We start from the raw sequence: 25,236 nt of genomic DNA on the forward strand, positions 1-25,236 counted from the left end.
ATGCTCCGCCCGCAGCCCGACCCCTCTCCGTCCCTGCCCGCGCAACTTCTCGACGTGCTCGCGGCGTCCTTCGGAAAGGTGTTGCGCCGCTACGGCGTCGCCGCGTCTCCTGCTGAGGTCATCGAGGCTCGCCGGGTGTTCGGCCTGGTCGGCGGCCGCGACCTGCCCACACTGAGGGCGTCGCTGCGAGCGGTGTGCGCGAAGTACACGTACGAGCAGGCGGGTTTCGACCGCGCCTTCGACGTGTTCTTCGCATCGGTCGCCGACGCCGCACCCGACGCGCGTCCCCCGTCCCGGACCGAGTTCGCGGAGGGCCTGCCCTCCGCGCTGGAGGTGGCGGACAACGCGGAGACCGCCCGGTACGCGGAGTACAACGAGCGCGCCGCCGAGGTGGGCGACCACTTCGACACCCCCGAAGCGCAGAAGGGTTTCAACCCCCACAAGGACGACGACGACGTCAGCATGACGTCGAGCGACGCGGATCTGTCCGTCGATTCGGAAGCCGAGTCCGGACGACGCGGTGTCACCTACACGGTGGAGGTCGAGCGGGCGGCGAGCACCGCCGTCGGTGACCTGGCGTCGTCGACGAGCGGTGCCGTCGTCGGATCGTTGTCCTGGGACGATCCGGAGTCGATTCTCGCGTGGCTCGACGCCTACGACCCGAGCACGGTCTACGCCGATTCCGATGGGGCCGAACCACTCACCGCGGCCCAGCTGAACCGGCTGGCGGAGGCGGTGGAGGCCTTCGTCGGCGCGCTGGCGGACGCCCGCGACCTGACCGCCGGACCCGCAGAAGCACCGGGGACCACGGGCGGCGCGGTGTCGGCCACGTCCCGTGCCGAAGTGAATCAGGCGTGCTACGAGGTGCTTCGGCGGATGCGCGGACCGTCACGCCCCCGCCCGCGCGAACTGGCGCGGGGCCGGCTCGACATGCGCCGGACCGTGCGCGCGAGCCTGCGGACCGAGGGCATACCCTTCCACCTCATGGTGAAGGCGCCCCGCCCGGACCGGGTGCGGGTGCTGATCCTCGCGGACGTGTCGCTGTCGGTGCGACCCGTCACCGCCTTCACCCTCCGGCTGGCACAGGCCATGCATCGCCGGGCGAGCCGCTGCCAGGTCCTGGCGTTCGTGGACCGGCCCGTCGACGTCACGGACACTCTCCTCGCCGGGGCCGACGACGACGCGCTCGCGTCGGTGCTCGCCGACCCGCGCATCGATCTGGAGGCGAGCAGCGACTACGGCCGGGTGTTCTCCGACGTGCTGACCGCGTTCGGCACCGACGTGAACTCCCGCACCTCGGTGGTCGTCGTCGGCGACGGGCGGTGCAACGGCCTCCCACCGGGTGTCGACGAATTCGCCGAACTGCGTCGCAAAGTGCACCGGCTGGCCTGGATCACCCCGGAACCCGAGCGGTACTGGAACCAGGCATCGTGCGCGATGCCGGAGTACGCCGAGATCTGCGACCGTGTCGTCGTCGCGCGGGATGCCGCCCAGCTGATGTCCCGCGCGGCCGAGCTGGGGCACGCGTTGCGGTGAAGATCCCGTCTACCTACCCGATCGGGTAGGTACGTACCTGTCCTTCGGTGGGTGTGGGAGCTCGTCCCGGACCGTAGGGTCTAGGTCAGAGTCTTGTAATCTGGATCACATGCACGCAGGTGTCGGGAGGAGTGTCGACTTGTCCGTATCCTATCCGTCCACCCGCACCACCGCCCCGGGCAGGCTGGTCAAATTCCATGCGCCCGAGATCGTGTTCGGTATCGGATCGATGGTCGAGGCCGCGCACGCGGTACTCCGCCTCGGCGGATCGAGGCCGATGCTCGTCACCGATCCGGGTCTGATCGACGCCGGCTGGGCGACCGAGCTTCAGGATCAGCTGCGCGAGCAGGGCCTCACCCCGGTCGTGTGGAGCGCGTTGACGCCCAACCCCAAGGACCACGAGATCGCGGCCGGGCACGACGCGTATCGCGAGGGTGAATGCGACGTCCTCGTCGCCCTGGGCGGCGGCTCCGTCATCGACGCGACGAAGGGCATCGCGGTGCTCGCCGCGAACGGGGGCAACATCCTCGACTACGAGGGAGTCGACCAGGCCACCAGTCCGATCCCGCCGCTGGTGATGGTGCCGTCCACGTCGGGCACAGGCGCCGACGTGTCGCAGTTCTGCATCGTCACGGACACGAAGCGGGGCACCAAGATCACCATCATCGGCCGCGCGCTCGTACCGGACGTGACCGTGATCGACCCCCGGCTGCTGACCACCATGCCGGAGTGGCTCAATGCGGCGACCGGCCTGGACGCCCTCACTCACGGTATCGAGGCGTTCGTGTCGCTGGCCCACAACCCGCTCACCGACCACCATGCGCTCCGCGCGGTCGGGCTGGTCACCGACACCCTCGTCCGCACCATCGAGGAGCCGATGGAGATGGATTCGCGCGCCGTCATGGCGCAGGCGAGCCTCGAAGCCGGCCTCGCGTTCACCAATGCGATCCTCGGTGCCGCCCACGCGATGAGCCATCAGGTCGGGGGACTGCTCGACCTGCCGCACGGAGTCATCAACGGCATCCTTCTCCCGCACGTGATCCGTTTCAACGCCACCGACGACGCCACCCCGTTCGTCGCCATCGCCGCTGCTCTCGGTCTCGAGGAGCGTCGCGGAACACCCGCGGAGGCTGCTCTGGCGGTCGCGGACCGGGTGGAACGCCTCGCCCGCGAGGTCGGAGTTCCGAAAGGTCTGGGCCAGTTGGGGGTTCGCGAAGCCGACCTGTCACGCCTGGCCGAGTTCGCGCTCCGCGACGCCTGCATGTCCACCAACCCGCGCACGGCCACCCAGGAGCAGATGGTGGCGCTGTTCCGGACTGCGCTGTGAGCGCATGAACGTCCCGGACCTGTCGACGCTCACCGGACTGCGGTCCGGCAAGCCGACGTTCTACCCCCAATATCGTGGCGCCGCAGAACGTCTCGAACGTGTCGTCCACGCACTGGAGCTCATCTCGCGTGCCCTCGTCCGCACGGTGGAAGGCCCCGAGACCCTCATCTGCGCGGTCGCCGAGGCGGCGCGGGCGCACCTGGACGCGCGATGGGTCGCGTTTGCCCTCGCCGACGGCATGCTGCCCGACGCCGGCCCACGCCGGCTCGTCCTGGGCCCGGACGCGACGCCGTTCCTCGTCGACAATGTCGAGGGCCCGCCGCTGCCGGACGAGGTCGTGACGTGTCTGGCCGACATCAGGTCCGCGCGCACCGGGGGCGCTCCCGTCATCGACGCGCACCATGCCTTCGTGCCGATCGTCCTCGAGGGTGGCGTCGTGGGAGCCTTCGCGGCCTGGACGGCCGAGCACCGCACGCTCGACACGACCGACGGCGCGGTCCTCAGCATCCTCGCGAGCCAGACCGCCGTGGCTCTGCAGAATTCGGCGCTCTACCAGCGGGGCCAGCTGCTGCTTGAGCGGGCCGAGCACGCATACTCGGAGGCGCGTCGTACCGCCTCCGATCTCGCGGTGCGCAACGCCGAACTCGAATCCACCCAGCGTCAACTCGGAGCGGCGCACCGGCACCAGGTCCTCGACGAGGAACGACACCGGATCGCGCGCGAACTCCACGACAGCGTGACGCAGGCGGTGCTGTCGGCGGGGATGCAGATCGAGGTGTGCCGGAGCGGTGTCCCGGACGACGAACGCAGCGAGAGGCTCGATCTTGCAAAGGAATTGACGCGCCGCGCCGTGGAGCAGTTGCGCTCGGCCATCTACGCGCTCAATCACTCCGGCGGCTCCGACCGGACGTCCCTGCCCGAGATGCTCGAGCAGCTCGGGGTGGTGCACATGCCCGACGAACTCGCGGTCACCGTCCGCGTCGGCGGCACCCCCGCCGAGCTGTCCAGCGACCGGGAACACGCGCTGCTGAGGATCGCCGGCGAGGCGCTGTTCAACGCGGCGGTCCACGCCAACGCGACGCGCGCCGTCCTGCGGCTCACGTATTCGGAAGATTCGGTGCTGCTCTCCGTCGCCGACGACGGAGACGGAGACCCCAAGCGGATGCGCCTGATGCTGCGGATGGCGGCGAACAACGACCTCGACGGCCACCACCGCGGGTTGGCGAACATGCAGGCCCGGGCAGCCGAATTGGGCGGCACTCTCGAAGTGGCGCGGGCCAGGATCGGCGGAGTCCGGGTGGCTGCCCGGATCCCGTTACATTCCGACAGTGAGGTGGACCGATGACCATACGAACCTCGGTGCGTGACCAGGCCGGGTCCGCCCGCCCCACCTCGGTGGTGAAGCTCGTGCTCGTCGACGACCACGCGATTCTCCGCCAGGGTCTGCGTTCGGTCCTCGAACGGGAGGCGGATCTCGAGGTCGTCGGGGAGGCGTCGTCCATGCAGGAGGCGCTGGCCGTCGTCGGTGACGTCGCGCCCGATGTCGTGCTGATGGACTTGAAGCTGTCGGCGGCCTCCGATTACGAGGGGCTGGCACTGTGCGCCCAGCTGTCCGCCGCGGACGGCACGATGGGGCTGCTCGTGCTCACGACGTTTCTCGACGAGCAACTCGTCGTCCGCGCCATCCACGCCGGCGCCCGCGGATACGTGGTCAAGGACGTCGACACCACCGAACTGGTGCGCGCCATCCGCGCCGTGTCCCGCGGCGAGAGCGCGTTCGATTCACGCAGCGCGTCGGCCGTGATCCGCTCGCTCAACGGGCAGACGACGCCGCGGGACGGGCTCACCGAGCGTGAACTCGAGGTCCTGCAACTCCTGGCCAAGGGTCTGTCGAACGCGAAAATCGGTGAGCGGCTGTTCATTTCGGCTACGACGGTGAAGTTTCACGTCAGCAACATCATGCGCAAACTCGACGTCGGCCGCCGTGCGGAGGCCGTGTACGAGGCGGGCAAACTCGGTCTGATCTGATCCGGCCCCGTCGCGGCCGGGGCCGCGGAACCCGTCGTGGCCACCCGCGAACCGGCGTAGCGTCCCCATCATGGCTGCGATCTCGGTGGAGAATCTCGTCAAGACGTTCGGGCCGACCCGCGCACTCGACGGCCTCGACCTCGAGGTGGGGACGGGGGAGGTGCACGGATTCCTCGGCCCCAACGGGTCCGGCAAGTCGACAACCATCCGGGTACTGCTCGGCCTGCTGCGCGCGGATTCGGGTAAAGCCCGCCTCCTGGGTGGTGACCCGTGGCGCGACTCGGTGTCGCTGCACCGGCGGCTCGCCTACGTTCCCGGTGAGGTGAACCTGTGGCCCAATCTCACCGGCGGTGAGGCGATCGACCTCCTCGCGGGGTTGCGCGGCGGGCTGGACGAGCCGCGGCGCGCGGAACTCCTCGAGCGGTTCGAACTCGATCCGACGAAGAAGGCGCGCACGTACTCGAAGGGCAACCGGCAGAAGGTCGCACTGGTTGCCGCGTTCGCGTCGGACGTCGAACTGTACGTGCTCGACGAACCCACATCCGGGCTGGATCCGTTGATGGAGTCGGTGTTCCAGGACTGCGTCGAGGAGATGTCCGACGCGGGGAAGACGGTCCTGCTGTCGAGTCACATCCTCGCGGAGGTCGAGGCGCTGTGCGATCGGGTGAGCATCATCCGCGAGGGCCGGACGGTGGAGACCGGCACCCTCGCGGAACTGCGTCACCTCACGCGCACGTCGATCACCGCCGACACACAGCGGCCGGTGACCGGACTCGACGCCGTCGAGGGGGTCTACGACGTGCGAGTCGACGGCCTGCACACCCGGTGCGAGGTGGACACCAGCGCGATCGACGGGGTGCTGCGCCATCTGCTGACGTTCGGGATCACGTCGTTGACGTCGACGCCCCCGACACTGGAAGAGTTGTTCCTCCGGCACTACGGGGACGAACTGGCCCGGGAGGGCGAGAACCACCGGCGGGCCGAGTCCGGGACGCGGACGCCATGAGCACGGTGACGGCGCCGGCGACGGCTGGCCGCGGCCAGTATGCGGGGACCGCCCGGCTCGTGCGGCTCGCCCTGCGCCGCGACCGAATCCAATTGCCGGTGTGGCTGCTCGCTCTCGCAGCGCTGCAGGCATTCTCGGCGTCGAGCGTGCTCGGCCTGTATCCCACGGAGCCCGACCTGCGCAGTTTCGCGATGGCCACCGCGGCGTCGCCGGTCGCGCTGGCCACCAACGGTCTCGTGTCGGGGTACAGCGCCGGCGCCGTGCTCGCCTGTCAGATCGTCATGCCCCTGTCGCTGGCCGCCGGCCTGATGACCACCCTGCTGGTCGTGCGGCACACCCGCCAGAACGAGGAGACCGGCCGCGCCGAACTCGTCGAGGCCGCCGTGGTGGGCCGGAAGGCACTGCTCACCGCGGCCCTGGTGGTCGCGGTCGGAGCGAACCTCGCTCTCGGACTGCTCAACGTCGTGGTGCTGGTGGCGGCGGGTCTGCCACTGGACGGGTCGGTGGCGCTCGGCGCGGCCGTCGCCGGTGCCGGTATCGCGTTCGCGGCGATCGCCGCGGTGACGGCGCAGGTGACGGACAGTGCCCGCACTGCGAACGGACTCGCCGGGGCCGCCCTGGGCGTGGCATTCCTGTTGCGTGCGGTGGGGGACATGACGGGGACCGTGACGGACAACGGCACTCGGGTGGTGAGTGGCTGGCCGACGTGGGTGTCGCCGATCGGCTGGGCCGAGCAGGTCCGTCCGTACGACGACAACGCCTGGTGGGTGCTGGCGTTGCCCGCCGTGTTCGCACTCGCGGTCGGCTCGGTCGGCTTCGCCCTCACGGAGCACCGGGACATAGGCTCCGGGCTCGTGCCGACCCGCCCGGGCCCCGCCCGCGCATCCCGTTCGCTGCCGACGGCGGTCGGATCGGCGTGGCGGATGCAACGGACGATCCTGTTCTGGTGGGCATTCGGAATCGTCGTCCTCGCCGTGGTGTACGGCGCGATCGCAGACCAGATCGACGACTTCCTCGGCGAGGGCGAGCAGGTGGCCGACATGATGGAACAGCTCGGTGGCGGCACGACGAACATGGTCGACGCCTACTTCGCCGCCATCTTCGGCATGATGGCGATCGCGGTTGCGGGCTACGCCGTACAGGCTTTACTGCGGATGCGCGGTGAGGAATCGGCGGGGCGACTCGAACCCGTTCTCGCGACAGCGGTCTCGCGTCCGCGGTGGATGCTGGCGCACATCGGCCTGGTCACCGTCGGCATCGTCGTCCTGCAGGCGCTGACCGGGGCGGCGACCGGTCTCGCGTACGGTCTGGTGACCGACGACGTGCCTGGAAAGGTCGTGAACCTCACGGGGGCCGCCCTCGTCTTCGTACCGGCGATCGGGGTGGTCGCGGCATTGGCGGTGTTGGCGTTCGGCGGCGTTCCCGCCTGGGCGGCCGGGCTCTCCTGGGGTGCGCTCGCGGGCTGCCTGATCTTCGGATTCCTCGGATCACTGCTCGGGCTGCCTCAGGCGGTCCGCGATCTGTCGCCGTTCACGCACGTCCCTCCCGTTCCCGCCACGGAGGTGACGGCCACTCCGCTGGTCTGGCTGGCGGTGATCGCCGTCGTCGTGGGTGCGGTCGGAGTCGTGCTGTTCCGCCGGCGCGACCTCACGAATTCGTAGCGGCACAGGGAGGCTGGGTCGACGGTCGGCGCCGCAGGTCGGTGTCCAGCATGCGGATCAACTCGCCGACCCGTCCACCGCCACCCGGTGCCGCCGGAAAGCGTTCGAGCACGTCGACAACGACCGGTGTCGCACGATGCACCGCTTGTTCGACGTGTCCGGCACCGACGGTCCGGTCGTCACCGGCGACGAGCTCGGCAGCTCTGGCCGCGTGAGCGCCCGCCCCGAGAATGTGTTTGACCTGGGTGGCCTTGGGCAACGGATGCAAATAGGCGGCGCCTGCCGCAGACATCGCAGCCCACGCTGCGTCGCGCGCAGCCGCAGTGTCCGTGCCCTTGGCTGCCTCGAGCGCCGCCCACGCTGTGTCGCGCAGAGATTTCCCACGCTCGCCACCCCGCGCGAACTCCCACGCAGCAGTGATCGCGGCGCGGGGCCGCGAGTCGTGCGGCTGATCGGCCTCGAATACCGCGAGCACCACCTCCGCACATGCCGCGGCGAACGCGACGACCTCACGAAGTTCATGCTTGCTCAGAACGATCTCGCTCGCTTTCCCTGCCATGGTTCCATTTTCGACCATCGGGGCCCGTGCCGTTCCGCGCTTTCACGCTGTGCCGTCCCAGAACAGGGGCCGCACCTCGGCGACGACGTCGTATTCGGCTACCGACGCCGAGAATATTTCCGCGCCTTGCTCGTCGCTCGGGCCGCTGCCGCGGAAGGTTTCAGCAGATCCGACACGCCGGCCGCTCGGAGGTGATTATCATGCCCAGCATGGGGTGGACTGTCGATCTCCGCGGCCGGTTGGACGAATTACTCGACGAGTACCGGGCCGCTCTGCGCGGCAGTCTGGACGACCTGGACGACGAGCAGGCGCGTCGGCGTCTGGTGCGTTCGAAGACGACGCTGCTCGGATTGGTCAAACACGTCACCTACGTCGAGGGCGTGTGGTTCGACCAGGCTGTGACCGGTCGCTCGTACCGGGAGATCGGCATCGTGAGCACCCCGGACCAGTCGTTCACCCTCACCCGGGCCGACACCATCGCATCCGTGCTCGACGCCCACGCCGAACGCTGTGACGCCTCCCGGCGGACCATGGCCGCCTTGGCGCTCGACGACACGGTCGACGGCCGGGGCGAGCGCACCGTGTGGGCGCTGTACCTGCAGGTCCTGCGTGAACTCGCCCAGCACGCCGGTCACGCCGACATCCTGCGCGAGCAGATACTCGCCGGCCACACTCCTTGATCGCTGATGGTCGTGTGCCCTACTGGGGGCGGATCGGAGTGCAGGCGACGCTGACGTAGGTGACGATCCCCTCCTGCAGCCCGCAGGTAGTGAAGGCGCCCGTCGAGACGCCGACCTCCCACCACGGGGCGCCGATCCCCCCGACACACGATCCGGTCGACGGTGTCCCCGTCGGTACCCATAGGCCATCGCGGCGATAGCTCTGAATCCACGGAATGTGCGTGACCCCGCCGGGTCCGGGTATCGCCCGTGGCGTCAGGCCGAAGCACTCGACGGTCCCGATGTGGACTGCGGTCCTGCCGGCGGGCACGTCGTTGGCCGTGCAGTGCGAGGTGCCCGATGTGGGCGTGGTGCCGGTGTGACAGTCGGCCGAGGGTTCGGCCTGGGCGGGTGCGGCGGCCACCGCGACCACGGCGGCGGCGAGGGCGGACGATGCGGCCGCTCCGGCGAGGAACCTGCGGATCCTGTGGGTCATCGGATACTCCTTCGGGTCCGGCGGCCCCGCCTGACGATCGGGTCCGTATGTTGCTTCTGTCGCTGCGGCATAGGCTTTCGTTAGCTGAACCTTCGTGGTGCCGACTGTGAGCGCCGACCGAGGCGAAGGGATCGAGGTTGTGGCGGACCCACCGGAGGAGGCGTCGGGGGATTGTCGAACGCGCGCCTGTGCGGCGGACCTGTGGGAGCCGTCCGTCTATTGCTCGGGTCGGGTTCCGTTGCTAGAATCGAACAAAGTTTCGAACGACCTTGGGGAGGTTGGTTGTGGGGGCTCTGGTTGCAGCGGATTTGGACGAGTTGCGTGCGTTCACGGCGCGGCTGCGATGTGTCGAGGCGGGTGGGGATGCGGGGTTGGGGATCGAGTGGCTCGATGCGATCGAGGCGTTGAAGTCGGTCGGGTGTGCGGTGCAGGCGGTGATCGCCGACGGCGTCGCGACGAGTATCCGTGCGGACCGCAGGGCTCGGGGGTTGCCGCGGGTGGAGTGGGACCGGGGCATCGCGTCGCAGATTGCGTTGGCGCGCAGAGAGTCCCCGAACCGCGGCGGGCGGCATCTGGGTTTCGCGCAGGCTCTGGTGCACGAGATGCCGCACACCCTGGCCATGTTGCGGTCGGGTCGGTTGAACGAATGGCGGGCGACGTTGTTGGTGCGGGAAACAGCATGCCTGTCGGCCACGGATCGGGGCATCGTGGACCGCCGGTTGTGCTCGGATCCAGCCATTCTCGACGGGTCGGTGACCGCGGTCTGATCGCACGGGCCAAAGCGTTGGCGGTCGAACTCGACGCCGCGGCGGTCGTGGCCCGGCATCGCAAGGCGGTGTCCGAGCGTCGGGTGACGACACGGCCGGCGCCGGATTCGATGGCCTATCTGAGCGTGTTGATGCCGATGGAGCAGGCGGTGTGTCTGCAGGCGACGCTGGGGCGGGATGCGGACAGTGTCATCGCCACCGGCAACAGTGGTGGCCGGACCCGCAATCAGCTGATGGTGGACCTGTTGTTCGACCGCGGCACCGGGCGGGCCGCTGCTGGTGGTGTTCCGGTGGCGGTGAACCTGGTGCTCTCGGACGAGGCCTTGCTGGCCGGCGGGCACGAGGCGGCACAGCTCCAGGGGTTCGGGCCGGTGCCGGCAGGCATCGCCCGGCAGTTGGTGGCGGACGCCGTCGATGGAGATACCGAGACGTCGTTGCGGCGGGTGTATTCGTGCCCGCAGTCGGGGGCGCTGACCGCGATGGAATCGCAAGCCCGCACGTTCCCGAAAAGCCTGCGAAAGCTGATCGACCTGCGGGATCGGACGTGTCGAACCCCGTGGTGCGATGCGCCGATCCGGCATCATGACCACATCCGCTCACGGCGGAGGTCTGGTGAGACAAGTGTGCACAACGGGTCCGGGCTGTGCGAGGCGTGCAACCATGCGAAGGAAGGCGACGGGTGGTCCGCCCGCCCCGTACACAACCCTGGCCGCACCCATCTCATCGACGTCGGCACCCCGACCGGGCACCACTACCGATCAACCGCGCCGCCGCTCCCGACCTCGGCGCATCTGTGGGCGTCGTGAGGTGGTCAGCAGTCGATGACGAGCCATCCGCCGTGGTGTTCGAACACCTCGAAGGGGCGTCCCGTCGATTCACCGAGCTTCGTGAGCGACGGAGTGTCGAAGGTGCGAATGTGTCCGTGGCAGGCCGTTGCCTCGTCCTCGTAGGGGACGGCGACGACAACCCTGTCGCGGGCAACGCGGAGGGCCTCGGATATCACTGCGGCCCCGATGTTTTCGTCGACATGTTCGAGGAGGTGGATTGCGGTGACGGTGTCGGCGCTGTCGTCGGGAACCGGCACGTGCGCGGCGTCGCACACGAGGGTGCGCAGATCGAGTCCGAGTCCCGGTGCCACGGCGTCGAGGAGGGTCATGGTGCCGGGCAGGATGTCGGTCGCCGTGACGGACCGGCCGGCGCGGGCGAGTCGGAGGGGAAGGAATCCGAAGCACGACCCGAGGTCGAGGACGGAGCCATGGACCAGTTGTTCTGCCTTCTCGTGGATCGGTGCGAAGTCGGCGGTGCCGTCGAGCAGTTCGTTCAGGGAGTTGCGGTAGTAGACGGTCCACGCTTCGAGCGCACCGTCGACGGTGGAGCGGACCAGTCCGACCATGGTCGATTCGAATTCGTCCTGACCGAAGTCGGCGTCCTCGATGGACGCGGTAACCGAGGCGACGAGTCGTTCGCTCAGATCTTCGGGTGTCAGGGCGTGCGTCACCCGCAGCTGGTCGCCGTCACGGGTGAGTGTGAGCGGCCCGGCTGCGACCCGCTCGACCGTGACGTGACCATGTGACCACAGCCCGGATTCGCACGGTGCGAGAGAGTCGAAAGCGGGTGTGTCGAGAGTGGAAGTCATTCGAGGCAACCTTGCCGAGAGGTGATGGCGGGAGTGGGTCAGGTTCGGGAGTCGGACTCGCCGAGGGAGCTCAGCCCATCGTAGAGCGATTGCATTCCGCTGGCGAGTAGTTCGTTCAGTTCGAGCGAATCGTCGTCGAGCCACTGCTCGTACGCCGACATCGCAACGCCGAGTAGAAGATAACCGACTGTCCGCGGAACATGGTCGGTCGGTGAGGTTCCGAGCCGGCTCGCGACGTACTCGGCGATGACGTTGCGCCACCCTTCGTACATGACCACCGAATACGCCTGCAGGGCCGGGACTCGCAGGATCAGCCCCATGCGCTTGCGGTGGTTGATTTCCTCGCTCGCGGGGAACGCGTTGAACTGCAGGAGTGCTGCGGTGAGTCCGTCGACGATAGGGATGTCGTCGGGTTGCGCTGCGAGTTGGGCGCGCATTTCGGCGAGGTGAGCGTCGAAGTCACCCCACGGGATCGCGTTCTTGGACGGGAAGTAGCGGAAGAGGGTGCGCCGGGCGATGCCGGACGCTTCGGCGACTTCGTCGACGCTGGTGGCGTCGAACCCCTGTTCCGTGAACAGTTCGATCCCGACGGTACTGATCCGATCCTGCGTCGTGGACGGGCGTCGCCCTATCCGACTGGATGGTTTTCGACGACTTCTCAATTTTCGTCCCCTCCCGGTCTGTCATTCTGCACTCGATGCCATTACAGTGGTGAGGCGAGTCACAGGGACGGTCTCCTATGACGGGGAACATCCCTCCGGCTCGCGCCGTATCACCGAACAGTAGGAGGAAATCATGTCGGATCGCGACAACAACGTGCTGGAAAACGACTTGGTCGAGGAATCCCTGGTGGAAGAGGTCTCGATCGACGGCATGTGCGGCGTGTACTGATCATGTCCGCTCCAGCTTCTGCTTCAGTGGCCGGCAACGCCGGTATCGATCTCGATGTGGGCTGGAAGCTTCATCCGCAGGTGGCGCTGCGTCCCGAACCTTTCGGGGCGCTGCTCTACCACTTCGGGACGCGCAAGTTGTCGTTCCTGAAGAACCGCACGATCGTCGCGGTGGTTGAAGCGCTTCCTTCACACGCCGACGCCCGGTCCGCACTGCGGGCGCAGGGTATCGGGGACGACACTGCCGCGCAGTATGCGCGCGCGCTCGGCACGTTGGCCGAGTCGCACATGATCGTCCCCGCCTGACCAGCTCTCTCCACCCGTACCAGAGGACACAGCCCATGACCTCCATGCTCGAAAGGCCTTCCGCCCCGGTCGGCCGCCTCGTCGACCAGTTCGAACTCGGTCTCGACGCCCCGATCTGCCTCACCTGGGAGTTGACCTACGCGTGCAACCTGTCGTGTGTGCACTGTCTGTCCTCCTCCGGCCGGCGTGACCCGCGGGAGTTGAGCACCGAGCAGTGCAAGTCGATCATCGACGAACTGCAGCGTATGCAGGTCTTCTACGTGAACATCGGCGGCGGTGAGCCGACGGTTCGCTCGGACTTCTGGGAGCTGGTCGATTACGCGACCGCCCACCAGGTGGGGGTGAAGTTCTCCACGAACGGGGTGAAGATCGACAAGAAGGTCGCCGCCCGGCTCGCGGCCAGCGACTACGTCGACGTGCAGATCTCCCTCGACGGTGCGACGGCCGAGGTCAACGACGCCGTCCGTGGTCCGGGTTCGTTCGCGATGGCGGTGCGGGCACTCGAGAATCTGTCCGAAGCTGGTTTCAAGGACGCCAAGATCTCCGTGGTGGTCACCCGGCACAACGTGTCCCAGCTCGACGACTTCAAGGCCCTGGCCGACAAGTACGGCGCCACCCTGCGTATCACCCGGCTGCGACCGTCGGGGCGTGGCGCGGACGTGTGGGACGAACTGCATCCCACGCAGGCGCAGCAGCGTGAGCTGTACAACTGGCTGGTCGCCAACGGCGAGGGCGTGCTCACCGGAGACTCTTTCTTCCATCTGTCCGCCTACGGCGATGCGTTGCCCGGTCTGAACCTGTGCGGCGCCGGACGGGTGGTGTGCCTGATCGACCCGATCGGCGACGTCTACGCCTGCCCGTTCGCGATCCACGAGCAGTTCCTCGCCGGAAACATCGTGGCGGACGGCGGTTTCCAGCAGGTGTGGCAGACGTCGGAGCTGTTCCAGGAGCTGCGGTCCCCGCAGACCGGCGGCGCGTGCAGCAAGTGCAACCACTACGACTCCTGCCGCGGCGGATGCATGGCCGCGAAGTTCTTCACCGGGCTGCCGATGGACGGCCCGGACCCCGAATGTGTGATCGGCAATGGCGAACTGGCGTTGGCTGCCGCGGGGGAGATCCCGAAATCCAGTGTCGACCACTCCCGCACCGGCCAGCGCCGGACTCCGCGGGCGCCGGTTCCGCTGACGCTGATGGTGCGTCCGCCGGCCAAGATTTGTGACGAGAACCCGCTTGCGGGCATGGACCAGACGTAAGTCGTCTGCCAGGTACGAGAGGTATTGCCATGGGTAAGAATCCGTTCTTCGAGACGGTGGCGGAGGCTCAGCGTCGCGCGAAGAAGCGCTTGCCGAAGTCGGTGTACGCGGCGCTGATCGCCGGTTCCGAGCGGGGCGTGACGGTCGACGACAACATCGCGGCGTTCGCCGAGCTGGGGTTCGCCCCCCACGTCGTCGGTTTGTCCGACAAGCGTGAGCTGTCCACGACCGTGATGGGACAGCCGATTTCGCTGCCCGTCGTGATCTCCCCGACCGGTGTGCAGGCGGTGCATCCCGACGGTGAAGTCGCGGTCGCCCGCGCGGCGGCGGCACGCGGAACGGCGATCGGTCTGAGTTCGTTCGCGAGCAAGTCGATCGAGGAGGTCACGGCGGCCAACCCTCAGACGTTCTTCCAGATGTACTGGGTCGGTACCCGGGACGTGTTGATCCAGCGGATGGAACGCGCCCGTGCCGCCGGGGCGACCGGACTGATCATCACCACCGACTGGTCGTTCTCGTACGGACGCGACTGGGGGAGCCCGGCCATCCCCGAGAAGATGGATCTCAAGGCGATGCTCCAGTTCGCCCCCGAGGGCATCAGTCGTCCGAAGTGGTTGTACGAGTTCGCGAAGACCCGCAAGATCCCGGATCTGACCACCCCGAACCTGGCGCAGCCCGGTCAGGAACCGCCCACGTTCTTCGGCGCCTACGGCGAGTGGATGCAGACGCCGTTGCCGACGTGGGACGACATCGCGTGGCTGCGCGAGCAGTGGGGCGGGCCGTTCATGCTCAAGGGTGTCATGCGGGTCGACGACGCGAAGCGCGCCGTCGACGCCGGGGTCACCGCCATCTCCGTGTCGAATCACGGCGGCAACAACCTCGACGGCACCCCGGCGCCGATTCGAGCGCTGCCCGCCATCGCGGAGGCCGTCGGCGACCAGGTCGAGGTGCTTCTCGACGGTGGTATCCGCCGGGGCAGCGACGTCGTGAAGGCCGTCGCGCTCGGTGCGCGGGCGGTGATGATCGGCCGCGCGTACCTGTGGGGCCTCTCGGCGAACGGTCAGGCCGGCGTCGAGAACGTCCTCGACGTCCTCCGTGGAGGTATCGACTCGGCACTGCTCGGGCTGGGTCACGCGAACATTCACGACCTCACGCCGTCCGACGTCGTGATCCCGCCCGGATTCGCCCGTGTGCTCGGCGCCGAATCCTGACCGACGAACGGCGTAGATGTCTGCGCAATTGACAGACCCGATCACCCTGGCCGGACGCCACGCCCGGTCCAGGGTGCTTCTGGGTCCGCACACCACCAATCTCGGTGCGGGAAGAACGATTTCACCGCGGCACGTCGCGTACTACGAACGTCGGGCGCGTGGTGGCGCGGGGATCGTCGTCACCGAGGTGGCGTCGGTTCATGCCTCCGACTGGCCGTACGAGCGCGCGCCGCTGGCGTCCGACTGCGTCGGCGGCTGGCGGGACGTCGTCGCGGCGTGCCGTCCGCACGGCACGCTGGTGCTGGCCGGGCTGGGTCACACCGGACTTCAGGGGTCGAGTGCGTATTCGCAGGCGGTGCTGTGGGGACCGTCGGGGATTGCCGACGTGATCTCCCGTGAGATGCCGATGCAGATGGGGCAGGCGGAGATCGACGAGCTCGTCGAGGGCTTCCGTGCCGCGGCATCCGCGGCCGTGTCCGCGGACGTGGACGGTGTCGAGCTCGACGCCGGACCGAGAGGGCTGCTGCGACAGTTCCATTCGAACCTCACCAACATGCGCGAGGACGGATACGGCGCCGACCCGCTGCGCCTCACCCGCGAGGTCCTCGCAGCCGTCCGCGACGAGTTGGGTCCCGGCCGGGTCCTGTCCCTGCGCCTGAGCTGCGACGAGGCGACGTCCTGGGCGGGGATCACGCCGTCGATCGCCGTCGGGCACGCACGGGAACTCGCCGGGGCTCTCGACCTGCTCGTGGTGGTCCGGGGCGGGCCGATGACGCCGAACGCCTACCGCCCCGACTTTCATCGGCAACCCGCGTTCAACACCGAACTCTGCCGGGACATCCGCGTTGCCGTCGCAGGCATGGTCCCGGTCGTTCTGCAGGGCAGCGTCGTCGATCCGGCCGATGCCCGGCGGGCGCTCGACGAGGGTGTCGCCGACGTCGTCGAGATGACGCGCGCCCAGATCGCCGACCCCGACCTCGTCGTCAAGATCCGTCGCGGTGCGGTGCCGCGGCCGTGCGTCCTGTGCAATCAGACGTGCCAGGTGCTCGACCCCCGCAATCCGGTCGTCACCTGTGTCGGTAATCCGACGGCCGGACACGAGACCGTCGATCCTGCCGAGGACAGCACTGGTGGGGCCACGGGCGCGGTGCTGGTGGTCGGCGGCGGTCCGGCCGGTCTCGAAGCGGCGCGAGTGCTGGCCCTCAACGGTCACAGCGTGACCGTGGCGGACGCGTCGGCCCGGCTCGGCGGGATTATCCGGGCCGCCGCGGGTGCGCCGCACCTCACGGCGTTGGCCGACTGGCTCGAGGACGAATGCCGCAGGCTCGGAGTCGAATTCCGTCTCGGTACCGCTGTCTCGGACGCCGAACTCGACGCCGCGGAAGGTGAGGGCACGAGGATGATCCTCGCGACCGGCAGCAGGCCTCGCGCGTTGCCGTTCCCGGTCGAGGGGAGCGTCCGGTGTATCGGTGCCGCGGATCTGCTGGACGCCGACGCGTCGACGGAAGGGCCGCACGTCGTCTTCGACCCGGTCGGCGGACCGGTCGGCGTGGCAGTCGCCGAATGGCTCGCGGCGCGGGGCCGGGAGGTGAGCATCGTGACCCAGGATTCCGTTGCCGGCTCACGACTCGGCATGACCGGGGACCTGGCCGACGCCAACACCCGTCTGCAACGAGCCGGGGTGACGCGCCACCTCGACAGCCGCATCGTGTCGATCGGCGACGAAGGTGTGCGCCTACGAAACCGGTACACCGCCGAAGAGTCGGTGGTGCCGTGCGCCGTGCTCATCGACTGCTCGCATCGCCTTCCCGAGGACACCCTCGGCTCGTCGCACACGGATGCGGTGCGGGTCGGCGACTGCGTGGCACCCCGCACACTGCTCGAGGCGGTCCGTGAGGGTCGCGCCGAGGCGCTGACCTGGACCGCACACGGACAGAACGAGTTCGACCACCATCCGTTCACCCTCGTCAACGAGAGATAGGACATTTCATGGGACAGTTCGACGACAAGGTCGCGTTCATCACCGGGGCTGCCCGTGGGCAGGGGCGGACGCACGCGGTGCGGTTGGCGCGGGAAGGTGCGGCGATCATCGCCGTGGACATCTGCGGGCCGGTGTCGGAGTACAACAGCTACGAGCCTGCGACGCCGGACGACCTGGCCGAGACGATGCGGCTCGTGGAATCCGAGGGCGGCAAGATTCTCGCCGAGCAGGCGGACGTGCGGGACAGTGCGCAACTGAAGGCTGTCGTCGACCGGGGAGTCGAACAGTTCGGCCGGCTGGACATCGTGATCGCGAACGCCGGGATCTGCAATTGGAGCCGCTTCTGGGAGATGCCCGACGAGCAGTGGGAGACGCTGATCGACGTGAACCTCACCGGCGCGTGGAAGACGCTGAAGGCTGCGGTCCCGGCGCTGATCGAGGGAGGTCGCGGGGGTTCGATCATCGTGATCAGCTCCGTCGCGGGTATCAAGCCGCTTCCGGGGCAGGCGAATTACGCCGCCTCCAAGTTCGGGCTCGTCGGACTCACCCAGACCGCGGCGAAGGAACTGGGCGAATACGGCATCCGGGTCAACTCCATTCATCCGTACGGGGTGAAGACTCCGATGGGCACCGATCCGGGCAGCCTCGTGATACTCGAGAAGCACCCGCACTATCTGTCGAGCTTCGGCACCATCCTCACCGACCACCCGCTGGCCGACACCGACGACATCACCGACGCGGTGCTGTGGCTTGCCGGCGACGGTTCGCGGAGGGTCACGGGCAGTCAGGTCGCCGTCGACATGGGCAACACCAAGGTGTGAGCACCTCCGCGTACCGCCACCTGTTCACCCGATTGCGCCTGGGGCCGCTGACCCTGCGCAATCGGGTGGTCTTCTCCGCGCACCTCACGGGGTACGCCGTCGACGGCCTGCCCACCGCGCAGCACGCCGCCTACTATGCGGCGCGCGCGAAGGGCGGTGCGGGCCTGATTATCTCCGAGGAGCACGCCACCCATCCGGGGGACTGGCCGTACGAGAAGGTGATCGCCGGCTACCGGCCGGAGGTCGTCCCGGGGTACCGGCGGATCACCGACGCGGTCCACGAGCACGGTGTCCCGATCCTGGCTCAGGTCAACCACAACGGCGGCCAGGGATCGAGCATGTACTCGCGGTGGCCGCTGTGGGCGCCGAGCGCCGTCCCCGACCCACTGTTCCGTGAAGTTCCCAAGGCGGTCGATCGGCGGGAGATCCGGACCCTCGTCGACGGGTACGCGCGCGTGGCCGAGCACTGTGTCCGAGGCGGATTCGACGGGATCGAACTGCAGTGCTCCCACTCGTCGCTGGTGCGCAGTTTCCTGGCCCCCGCCACGAACCAGCGCACGGACCGGTACGGAGGGTCGCTGGAGAACCGTGCCCGGTTCCTCCTCGAGGTCGTCGAGGCCGTGCGTGCCGCGATCGGTCCGGACCGCGCACTCGGGGTGAGACTCGCGGGGGAGGATCTGTTCGACGGTGGAGTCCGCCTCGACGAGGCGGTGGAGGTGGCCGCTCTGGTGGAGGCGGACGGCCGGGTCGACTACATCAACACGTCCATCGGCATGGCCACCGAGACGCTCCACATGATCGAGGCGTCCATGGCCGTCCCTCGCGGGTACGCGCTGTTCGTCCCGAACGCCATCCGGCGACGGGTCGGTCTTCCCGTGGTCGGTGTCGGCCGATTCTCGGATCCGCACCAGGCCGACCAGGCTCTGCACGAGGGACACTGCGACCTGATCGGGGTGGTGCGCGGCCAGATCGCGGACCCGGACTTCGCGGCGAAAGCCCTGGCCGGCGAAGAGGGAAACATCCGAACGTGCCTGGCGTGCAATCAGGAATGCATCGGACGCATGGGGCTGGGCCGGTGGCTCGGATGCGTTGTCAACCCGCGCGCGGGCAGGGAAGCGGTCCCGCTGCCCGAACCGACCGTTCGCGGCAGGCGGGTCTTCGTGGTCGGCGGTGGACCGGCCGGGTTGAAGGCCGCGGCGACCGCGGCGCAGCGGGGCCACGACGTGACGCTGTTCGAACGCGCGACTGTTCTCGGCGGCCAGGTCCGGACGGCCGCCGTCGTCCCGGGTCGCCGCGAGTTCCTCGACCTCGTCGTCGATCTGGAATCGGAATGCGTTCGGCGCGGTGTGGACGTGCGGACGGGCACCGACGCGACCGCCGAGACCCTGGTGCGGGGACGTCCCGACGTGGTGGTGCTCGCGACCGGGGCACGTCCGCGCCGTCCGCACTGGGCGGGTGCGTCGGGGCGGGTGGTGGACGTGCGGGACGTGCTGGAGGGTCGCGCGTGTCCGTCCGGGACGGTGCTGGTGGTCGACGAACTGGGATTTCATCAGGGCACGTCCGTCGCGGAGTTCGTCGCCGACGACGGGTGTGCCGTCACGATCTGCACTCCGGGGATGATCGTCGGCCAGGACCTGGGCATCACGCTGGACCTCGAGGGATGGAACCGGCGGGCGCACGGCAAGGGCATCACGCAGGTGACGGACGTGGTGCCGACCGGGTGCGACGTCGTCGACGGCGGGCGGCTCGAGGTCACGCTCCTGCATCACCCGACCGGTGAGCCGCGGCAACTCACCGTCGACTGGGTGGTCTCCTCGGCGCATCAGCAGCCGGAGGACGGGCTCTGGAAAGAGCTGGCCGACAGCGGTATCGAGGTTCATCGCATCGGCGACGCCCTGGCTCCGCGCCGCGCGCATTCCGCCGTCATCGAGGGGGAGCGGGTGGCGCTCGCGCTCTAGTGCGAGCAGCAGCCGGTTCCGCGTCGCCTAGCATCGGGGGATGCCCCATTCCGGACACCTCGACGACGCGGTGTGGCCCGAACTCGCATCCCGTGTGTCGACGGTCGTCGTCCCGGTCGGCTCGCTCGAGCAGCACGGACCGCATCTGCCGCTCGACACCGATACCGCCATCGCCGACGCCGTGTCCCGCGCGCTGCCGCACGTGCTGGTGGCACCCCCGATCGCCTACGGCGCCAGTGGCGAGCACGAGGGGTTTCCCGGGACCGTGTCGCTCGGGGCTGAGGCGCTGGAGGCCGTGTTGGTCGAGTACGGCAGGTCCGCGTGCCGGTGGGCCGACCGTGTGCTGTTCGTCAACGGGCACGGCGGAAACGGGCCCGCATTGGTCAAGGCTGTCGCCTTGCTTCGGTACGAGGCTCGCGATGTGGCCTGGGTGCCGTGTGCGGTTCCCGGGGCGGACGCCCATGCCGGGCGTACGGAAACGTCCTTGTTGCTACACCTTTCACCTGGTCGGGTGAGGTTGTCCAGGGCTGAAGTCGGTAATACGGAACCTGTTGCGAGGTTGATGCCAAGACTGCGCGAAGGCGGTATGGTCGCCGTGTCGGCCAACGGCGTGCTCGGTGACCCGACGGGCGCAACGGCCGCGGAGGGGGCGCAGATCTTCGGCGTACTCGTCCACACAGTCACCAAGGCACTGGCCCGGTGGGAACCGGGCCCCGATGGAAGGCTCCGGTGGGAACCGGGCGCCGATGGGAGGCTCCGATGACCCGCACGGGCGTCCTCGAGTTGCCGAGGGCGGATTTCCGGCATGCCCACGCGACTAATTTCCGGCATGCCCTGCCAGCGCTCTCCGATCCGCATACGATCGACTGATGCGCCAAGCTCGACTTCCCGATGGATTCGGGATCCGAATCGACCCCAAGGTACGCGCATATTCCGGAGGTCGAGTGTTGATCGGCGGTTCGCCGACTCGGATGCTGAAGCTGGCGCCCACCGCGGCGGCCATGATCGGAGACGGCTACCTCGAGGTCGTCGATCCGCAGTCCGCGGTCGTCGCACGCCGCCTTCTCGATTCGGGGGTCGCCAACCCGCGCCCCATGAGTACTCCGTCCCCCCGGGATGTCACCGTTGTCATTCCGGTGAAGAACAACGCGTCCGGGCTGCATCGGGTGCTGGCCTCGCTCCGCGGACTCGAGGTTGTCGTCGTCGACGACGGCTCCGACGTCCCGATCGTCGCCCCCGCGCTGCAGAACGGGTGTGGTGGCCACGTCACCGTCCTGCGCCACGAGACGGCCAAGGGGCCGGCCGCTGCCCGGAACACCGGTCTGCGTTACGCCGCAACTCCGTTCGTGGCGTTCCTCGACTCCGACGTCCTGCCGCGCACCGGCTGGATCGAGGTCATGCTCGGTCACTTCAGCGATCCCGCCGTCGCACTCGTCGCCCCGAGGATCGTGGCGCTCGAACCCGAGGCGAGCACACTCGCGCGGTACGAGCACGCCCGCTCCTCCCTCGACCTCGGACGCAAGGAGTCCGCGGTCCAGTCCGGCGGCCCGGTGTCATACGTCCCGAGCGCTGCGATGATCGCCCGTCGCGAGGTGCTCGACGAGTTCGGCGGCTTCGACGAGTCCATGCACGTGGCGGAGGATGTCGACCTGTGCTGGCGACTCCAGGAGTCCGGCTGGCGACTGCGATACGAGCCCGTGGCCCACGTTGCGCACGATCACCGTGTGACGTTCGGAAAGTGGTTCGACCGCAAGCTGTTCTACGGCACCGGTGCGGCGCCGCTGGCGGCGAGGCACTCGGGCATGGTTCCCCCGCTGTCGATGTCGCCGTGGACGTTCTTCGCGTGCCTCGCCGCCGCCACGTGCACCCGGCTTGGCCTGCTCGGCGCCGTCGCCACACTCGCGATGATGGTGCTGCGCCTGCGCCGTATGTTCACGGGCCTCGACCAGCCGACCCGCATCGCCGCGATCCTCGCGGCGCAGGGCTTCGCCGGCGGTGCCTGGCAGCTGGCGTCCGCAATGTGTCGTCACTACTGGCCCATCACCCTGCTGGCGGTGCTGCTCTCGAAACGGATTCGCCGCATCGCGCTCGCGATCGCCGTCGCCGAGGGCGTCGCCGACTGGGTGACTCACCGGGAGGCCGGAGGGCTGGGACCCGTGCGTCACACGGTGTTCAAGCGGATCGACGACGTCGCGTACGGCGCCGGGCTATGGAAGGGCGCCATCACCGCCCGCGACCTCGACGCATTGAAGCCCCGGTTGAAGTCGTAGTGGCCGATCCGATTCGCGCCGCCGACGTCGTGGTCGTCGGCGGTGGTTCGAGCGGATGTGTGGTGGCCGCTCGGCTCAGCGAGCATCCCGGACGATCGGTCCTGCTCCTCGAGTCCGGACCCGGCTACCGGTCGGTGGCCGACTGTCCCGTGCTCGACTACCGGACACTGCCGGTCGGTCCGGGCAGCGCGTTCGCGGAGACGTACGGCGTGGAGTTGGCACCGAGCGTTCCCTCGGCCATGGTGCGTGGGCACGTCCTCGGCGGTTCGGGCGCCGTCAACGGCGCCTACTTCGTCCGTGGGACGGAAGCGGATTTCCGGCACTGGCCCGCGTCGTGGTCGTACGAGAACGTGCTGCCCGTCTTCCGGGCGCTCGAGCGTGACGCCGACTTCGACGATTCCCGGCACGGCACGACCGGGCCGATGCCCGTTCGCAGGCAGCCCGCCGAACGGCTGAGCGAGATCAGTGCGGCATTCCGCGCCGCGGCCCTCGGCGCGGGACATCCCGAGGAACCGGACAAGAACGGTGCAGGCGTCGGCGGGATCGGTCCGGTGCCCCTGAATGTCGACGGCGGCCGCCGTGTCAGCACGGCGGTGGCGTACCTGCTGCCGGCGTGGGAGCGGCCCAATCTGACGGTCGAAGCGAATTCCGACGTCATCCGAATCCTGTTCTCCGGTAACGAGACCGTCGGAGTGGAGGTGGAGTCGGACGGCGTGCGGCGCACGGTCCGCACCGGTCGGGTCGTGCTGGCGGCAGGTCCCGTCGAAACCCCGGTGCTGCTGATGCTTTCGGGAATTGGTCCGGAAGAACACCTGAAAGACAACGACATTCCTGTCATACTCGACGCGCCCGGGGTCGGCAGCGACTTCAGCGACCACCCCGAAGTGGCTCTGCCGTACCGTATCCGGGACACGCTCCGTCGCAGCGACACCAGTCCGGTCGTCGAAACGGTGCTGAATGTCGGCGACCTCGAGATCCGTCCGTACACGGCGCCGTTCGACGTGCTCGTCCCCGGATCCGGGCAGCCCGACCCGGTCCTCGGGATCGGGCTCATGGTGACGGACAGCCGGGGCGACATCCGGCTCACGTCGCGGCACCGCCGGGACCGTCCCCGAATCGAATACCGCTACGCGCAATCGGCCGCCGACCGCCGGGCGCTGCGCGAGGGGCAGGCCATCGCACTGGAACTGCTGCGTTCGCCGGAGCTCGGTCCGTTCGTCGTGCCGCTGTCGGAGGAGGTGTCCGACCGCTCGGTGCTCGCGCATCTGGGGACGTCGCTGCACCTGTGCGGCAGTTGCCGGATGGGTGGACGCGACGACGAGGGGGCGGTGGTGGACGAGTGGTGCAACGTCCGCGGAATGGAAGGGCTGACCATCGCCGACACCTCGGTGTTCCCGGTGGTCCCGAGCCGTGGGCCGCACGCCACGGCGGTGATGGTCGCCGAGCGCGTCAGTACCTTCCTGGGGGAGTGACCGAGGGGGCGACACGGGCCCGTGTGATGCGGGTTACAGTAGGCAGAGACGCCGTGGAGGAGTTCGATGCAAAGTCAACCGCCCACAGGGGGCAATCCGTGGGTCGCCGTGCGCCCGGGAGACGACGTCGCGATGCTGGCACGCAGGGTGTCGTCGGCGCATCAGTTGTTCGTCGAGCGTCACGCACCCTCCGGTCGTGCCCCGGACGGTGAGGGAAATTCCGTCCGTTCCGTCATCCTCGACTCGTGGATGCGCAGCACCAGCAAGGGAGTGAACCCGGACGGGTCGGCCCGCGCGGTCGATCTGGCGGCCGCGGATCTCGCCACGTACCGGGCGTCGCACCCGATGTCGATCATCCGCCCGGTGGTCCGCAAGCTTCTCGTCGAGGACGCCGCCGACACGGGGCTGCTCGTGGCCATCACGGACGAGAAGGGCCAACTGCTGTGGGTCGAGGGCGATTCGTCCGCCAAGGACCGCGCACTGGAGATGAACTTCGTCGAGGGCGCCGACTGGAGTGAGGACACCGTCGGCACCAACGCCCCGGGTACCGCGCTGGCGCTCGACCATTGTGTGCAGATCTTCGGTGCCGAGCATTTCAGCCGCTCGGTGCACGACTGGAGTTGTTCGGCGGCGCCCGTCCACGACCCCGCGACCGGGCTGATCGTCGGGGCGATCGACATCACCGGTGGTCCGCGGGTGGCGGTGCCCGAGGTGCTCTCGCTGATCAGGGCGACCGTCGCGGCCGCCGAGGCGGAGTTGCGACTGCACCAGCTGCGTTCACCGCACCCGCTCGTCGAGACGGTACTGCGGTTGGAGGTGCTGGGATCGGGACGGCCGACTCTGGTTCGTGGGCCCGAACGCATCCCGCTGTCGCAGCGGCACGCGGAGATTCTCCTGCTCCTGGCGGAGCACCCCGAAGGCCTGAGTTCCGACCGCCTCGCGGTGCTGCTCGACGAGAACGAACTCGACGCCGTCACGATCCGTGCCGAGATGTCGCGCCTGCGTAAGGTTTTCGGTCCCGCAAACCTCGGTTCGCGGCCCTATCGGCTGCTCGCCGAATTGACGTCGGACGTCCGGCAGGTCCGCGGAGCCCTGGATCGCGGCGAGCTCGCCGCCGCCCTCGACGTCTACTCGGGACCGGTCCTTCCCGGGTCGGAGGCGCCCGGGGTCGAGGATCTTCGCGACGAGTTGCGGGCACGCGTCCAGGCGGCGCTGCTGCGCGAGGGTGATCAACGGTTGCTCGCCAAATGGACCACGTCCGTCCACGGCCGCGAGGACGTCGCCGCATGGGAGGCGTATCTGGCAGGCCTCGACCCGCGTTCGCCCCTGTATTCCCAGGTCAAGTCCAGGATCGATCTGTTCGATCAGCAGTACGCAACGTAGTTGCAACGGTACGGTC

22 protein-coding genes and 1 pseudogene are annotated in these 25,236 nt (G+C 68.7%); 19 read left to right on the forward strand and 4 right to left on the reverse strand.

The window, feature by feature from the left end; all coding sequences use genetic code 11:
• The 6 genes from madC to QM806_RS02205 all read left to right on the forward strand — a co-directional run bounded on the left by madC (position 1) and on the right by QM806_RS02205 (position 7,558).
• Complete coding sequence (gene madC, locus QM806_RS02180; RefSeq protein ID WP_120659363.1) at positions 1–1,536, forward strand: MadC family VWA domain-containing protein; 1,536 nt, start codon at positions 1–3, stop codon at positions 1,534–1,536.
• 139 nt (positions 1,537–1,675) lie between these two features.
• Positions 1,676–2,863 (forward strand): iron-containing alcohol dehydrogenase, encoded by a 1,188-nt coding sequence (locus QM806_RS02185; protein WP_349307596.1) that lies wholly within the window; start codon positions 1,676–1,678, stop codon positions 2,861–2,863.
• 4 nt (positions 2,864–2,867) lie between these two features.
• The gene (locus QM806_RS02190) at positions 2,868–4,208 is read left to right on the forward strand and encodes a MadS family sensor histidine kinase (protein ID WP_005569462.1); all 1,341 of its coding nucleotides are present in this window, start codon (positions 2,868–2,870) and stop codon (positions 4,206–4,208) included.
• Complete coding sequence (locus QM806_RS02195; protein WP_169693543.1) at positions 4,205–4,891, forward strand: MadR family response regulator transcription factor; 687 nt, start codon at positions 4,205–4,207, stop codon at positions 4,889–4,891. The genes QM806_RS02190 and QM806_RS02195 overlap by 4 nt, the downstream gene beginning before the upstream one ends.
• 70 nt (positions 4,892–4,961) lie before the next feature.
• The gene (locus QM806_RS02200) at positions 4,962–5,897 is read left to right on the forward strand and encodes an ABC transporter ATP-binding protein (protein ID WP_054245409.1); all 936 of its coding nucleotides are present in this window, start codon (positions 4,962–4,964) and stop codon (positions 5,895–5,897) included.
• Positions 5,894–7,558 carry an ABC transporter permease gene (locus QM806_RS02205; protein WP_169693542.1) on the forward strand — a complete coding sequence of 555 codons (1,665 nt, stop codon included), beginning with the start codon at positions 5,894–5,896 and terminating at the stop codon, positions 7,556–7,558. The genes QM806_RS02200 and QM806_RS02205 overlap by 4 nt, the downstream gene beginning before the upstream one ends.
• Here QM806_RS02205 and QM806_RS02210 read toward each other — a convergent pair.
• On the reverse strand, positions 7,545–8,117 hold the full coding sequence (locus tag QM806_RS02210; RefSeq protein ID WP_005561193.1) for a putative immunity protein: 573 nt from the start codon (positions 8,115–8,117) through the stop codon (positions 7,545–7,547). The genes QM806_RS02205 and QM806_RS02210 overlap by 14 nt on opposite strands.
• 200 nt (positions 8,118–8,317) lie before the next feature.
• Between QM806_RS02210 and QM806_RS02215 the strand changes: the two genes are divergently transcribed.
• Complete coding sequence (locus QM806_RS02215; RefSeq protein ID WP_169693541.1) at positions 8,318–8,797, forward strand: DinB family protein; 480 nt, start codon at positions 8,318–8,320, stop codon at positions 8,795–8,797.
• 19 nt (positions 8,798–8,816) lie between these two features.
• On the opposite strand, the gene QM806_RS02220 is transcribed toward QM806_RS02215, so the two are convergent.
• On the reverse strand, positions 8,817–9,272 hold the full coding sequence (locus QM806_RS02220) for a hypothetical protein (protein ID WP_169693540.1): 456 nt from the start codon (positions 9,270–9,272) through the stop codon (positions 8,817–8,819).
• Positions 9,273–9,556: 284 nt separating this feature from the next.
• Between QM806_RS02220 and QM806_RS02225 the strand changes: the two are divergent.
• A pseudogene (locus QM806_RS02225) lies at positions 9,557–10,845 on the forward strand (HNH endonuclease).
• A gap of 5 nt (positions 10,846–10,850) precedes the next feature.
• On the opposite strand, the gene mftM reads toward QM806_RS02225, so the two are convergent.
• Entirely contained in the window at positions 10,851–11,675 is an 825-nt protein-coding gene (mftM, locus tag QM806_RS02230; protein WP_169693539.1) for a mycofactocin oligosaccharide methyltransferase MftM, read from the reverse strand.
• Positions 11,676–11,713: 38 nt separating this feature from the next.
• The gene (gene mftR / locus QM806_RS02235) at positions 11,714–12,337 is read right to left on the reverse strand and encodes a mycofactocin system transcriptional regulator MftR (RefSeq protein WP_164060125.1); all 624 of its coding nucleotides are present in this window, start codon (positions 12,335–12,337) and stop codon (positions 11,714–11,716) included.
• A 133-nt stretch (positions 12,338–12,470) separates the two neighbouring features.
• On the opposite strand from mftR, the gene mftA reads away from it, so the two are divergent.
• The 11 genes from mftA (at position 12,471) to QM806_RS02290 (ending at position 25,220) form a co-directional block, all read left to right on the forward strand.
• Positions 12,471–12,566, forward strand: coding sequence for a mycofactocin precursor MftA (gene mftA / locus QM806_RS02240; protein WP_005573048.1), 96 nt, complete (start codon positions 12,471–12,473; stop codon positions 12,564–12,566).
• Between the two features lie 2 nt (positions 12,567–12,568).
• A complete protein-coding gene (mftB, locus tag QM806_RS02245) occupies positions 12,569–12,871 on the forward strand; it encodes a mycofactocin biosynthesis chaperone MftB (RefSeq protein WP_080578158.1) in 303 nt (100 codons plus the stop codon).
• Positions 12,872–12,906: 35 nt separating this feature from the next.
• Positions 12,907–14,124, forward strand: a complete 1,218-nt coding sequence (gene mftC, locus QM806_RS02250; RefSeq protein WP_007295767.1) for a mycofactocin radical SAM maturase — start codon at positions 12,907–12,909, stop codon at positions 14,122–14,124.
• Between the two features lie 29 nt (positions 14,125–14,153).
• Complete coding sequence (gene mftD / locus QM806_RS02255; protein ID WP_005253801.1) at positions 14,154–15,335, forward strand: pre-mycofactocin synthase MftD; 1,182 nt, start codon at positions 14,154–14,156, stop codon at positions 15,333–15,335.
• Positions 15,336–15,351: 16 nt separating this feature from the next.
• The gene (locus tag QM806_RS02260) at positions 15,352–17,316 is read left to right on the forward strand and encodes a mycofactocin system FadH/OYE family oxidoreductase 1 (protein WP_169693538.1); all 1,965 of its coding nucleotides are present in this window, start codon (positions 15,352–15,354) and stop codon (positions 17,314–17,316) included.
• Between the two features lie 8 nt (positions 17,317–17,324).
• Complete coding sequence (locus tag QM806_RS02265) at positions 17,325–18,137, forward strand: mycofactocin-coupled SDR family oxidoreductase (RefSeq protein WP_283290190.1); 813 nt, start codon at positions 17,325–17,327, stop codon at positions 18,135–18,137.
• Entirely contained in the window at positions 18,134–20,095 is a 1,962-nt protein-coding gene (locus QM806_RS02270) for a mycofactocin system FadH/OYE family oxidoreductase 2 (protein ID WP_169693537.1), read from the forward strand. The genes QM806_RS02265 and QM806_RS02270 overlap by 4 nt, the downstream gene beginning before the upstream one ends.
• A 40-nt stretch (positions 20,096–20,135) precedes the next feature.
• Positions 20,136–20,858, forward strand: a complete 723-nt coding sequence (mftE, locus tag QM806_RS02275) for a mycofactocin biosynthesis peptidyl-dipeptidase MftE (RefSeq protein ID WP_005571400.1) — start codon at positions 20,136–20,138, stop codon at positions 20,856–20,858.
• Positions 20,859–20,964: 106 nt separating this feature from the next.
• Positions 20,965–22,365: a mycofactocin biosynthesis glycosyltransferase MftF gene (mftF, locus tag QM806_RS02280; protein WP_054245402.1), complete on the forward strand. Its 1,401-nt coding sequence runs from the start codon at positions 20,965–20,967 to the stop codon at positions 22,363–22,365.
• The gene (mftG, locus tag QM806_RS02285) at positions 22,365–23,837 is read left to right on the forward strand and encodes a mycofactocin dehydrogenase MftG (protein ID WP_065490273.1); all 1,473 of its coding nucleotides are present in this window, start codon (positions 22,365–22,367) and stop codon (positions 23,835–23,837) included. Before mftF ends, mftG begins: the two co-directional genes overlap by 1 nt.
• Positions 23,838–23,903: 66 nt before the next feature.
• The gene (locus tag QM806_RS02290; protein WP_005239497.1) at positions 23,904–25,220 is read left to right on the forward strand and encodes a sigma-54-dependent transcriptional regulator family protein; all 1,317 of its coding nucleotides are present in this window, start codon (positions 23,904–23,906) and stop codon (positions 25,218–25,220) included.
• Positions 25,221–25,236: the final 16 nt, after the last annotated feature.

It is taken from the genome of Rhodococcus sp. IEGM 1351, assembly GCF_030056875.1.
Taxonomy (GTDB): Bacteria; Actinomycetota; Actinomycetes; order Mycobacteriales; family Mycobacteriaceae; genus Rhodococcus_F; species Rhodococcus_F opacus.

What these genes read in the sequence shown, in the direction of transcription:
- mftF (WP_054245402.1), top strand. Translation starts at nt 20,965, where the DNA reads ATGCGCCAAGCTCGACTTCCCGATGGATTCGGGATCCGAATCGACCCC.
- QM806_RS02210 (WP_005561193.1), bottom strand. Translation starts at nt 8,117, where the DNA reads ATGGCAGGGAAAGCGAGCGAGATCGTTCTGAGCAAGCATGAACTTCGT.
- mftM (WP_169693539.1), bottom strand. Translation starts at nt 11,675, where the DNA reads ATGACTTCCACTCTCGACACACCCGCTTTCGACTCTCTCGCACCGTGC.
- QM806_RS02260 (WP_169693538.1), top strand. Translation starts at nt 15,352, where the DNA reads ATGTCTGCGCAATTGACAGACCCGATCACCCTGGCCGGACGCCACGCC.
- QM806_RS02190 (WP_005569462.1), top strand. Translation starts at nt 2,868, where the DNA reads ATGAACGTCCCGGACCTGTCGACGCTCACCGGACTGCGGTCCGGCAAG.
- QM806_RS02290 (WP_005239497.1), top strand. Translation starts at nt 23,904, where the DNA reads ATGCAAAGTCAACCGCCCACAGGGGGCAATCCGTGGGTCGCCGTGCGC.
- QM806_RS02215 (WP_169693541.1), top strand. Translation starts at nt 8,318, where the DNA reads ATGCCCAGCATGGGGTGGACTGTCGATCTCCGCGGCCGGTTGGACGAA.
- madC (WP_120659363.1), top strand. Translation starts at nt 1, where the DNA reads ATGCTCCGCCCGCAGCCCGACCCCTCTCCGTCCCTGCCCGCGCAACTT.
- QM806_RS02200 (WP_054245409.1), top strand. Translation starts at nt 4,962, where the DNA reads ATGGCTGCGATCTCGGTGGAGAATCTCGTCAAGACGTTCGGGCCGACC.
- mftE (WP_005571400.1), top strand. Translation starts at nt 20,136, where the DNA reads ATGCCCCATTCCGGACACCTCGACGACGCGGTGTGGCCCGAACTCGCA.
- QM806_RS02205 (WP_169693542.1), top strand. Translation starts at nt 5,894, where the DNA reads ATGAGCACGGTGACGGCGCCGGCGACGGCTGGCCGCGGCCAGTATGCG.
- mftB (WP_080578158.1), top strand. Translation starts at nt 12,569, where the DNA reads ATGTCCGCTCCAGCTTCTGCTTCAGTGGCCGGCAACGCCGGTATCGAT.
- mftA (WP_005573048.1), top strand. Translation starts at nt 12,471, where the DNA reads ATGTCGGATCGCGACAACAACGTGCTGGAAAACGACTTGGTCGAGGAA.
- mftD (WP_005253801.1), top strand. Translation starts at nt 14,154, where the DNA reads ATGGGTAAGAATCCGTTCTTCGAGACGGTGGCGGAGGCTCAGCGTCGC.
- QM806_RS02265 (WP_283290190.1), top strand. Translation starts at nt 17,325, where the DNA reads ATGGGACAGTTCGACGACAAGGTCGCGTTCATCACCGGGGCTGCCCGT.
- mftC (WP_007295767.1), top strand. Translation starts at nt 12,907, where the DNA reads ATGACCTCCATGCTCGAAAGGCCTTCCGCCCCGGTCGGCCGCCTCGTC.
- QM806_RS02195 (WP_169693543.1), top strand. Translation starts at nt 4,205, where the DNA reads ATGACCATACGAACCTCGGTGCGTGACCAGGCCGGGTCCGCCCGCCCC.
- QM806_RS02220 (WP_169693540.1), bottom strand. Translation starts at nt 9,272, where the DNA reads ATGACCCACAGGATCCGCAGGTTCCTCGCCGGAGCGGCCGCATCGTCC.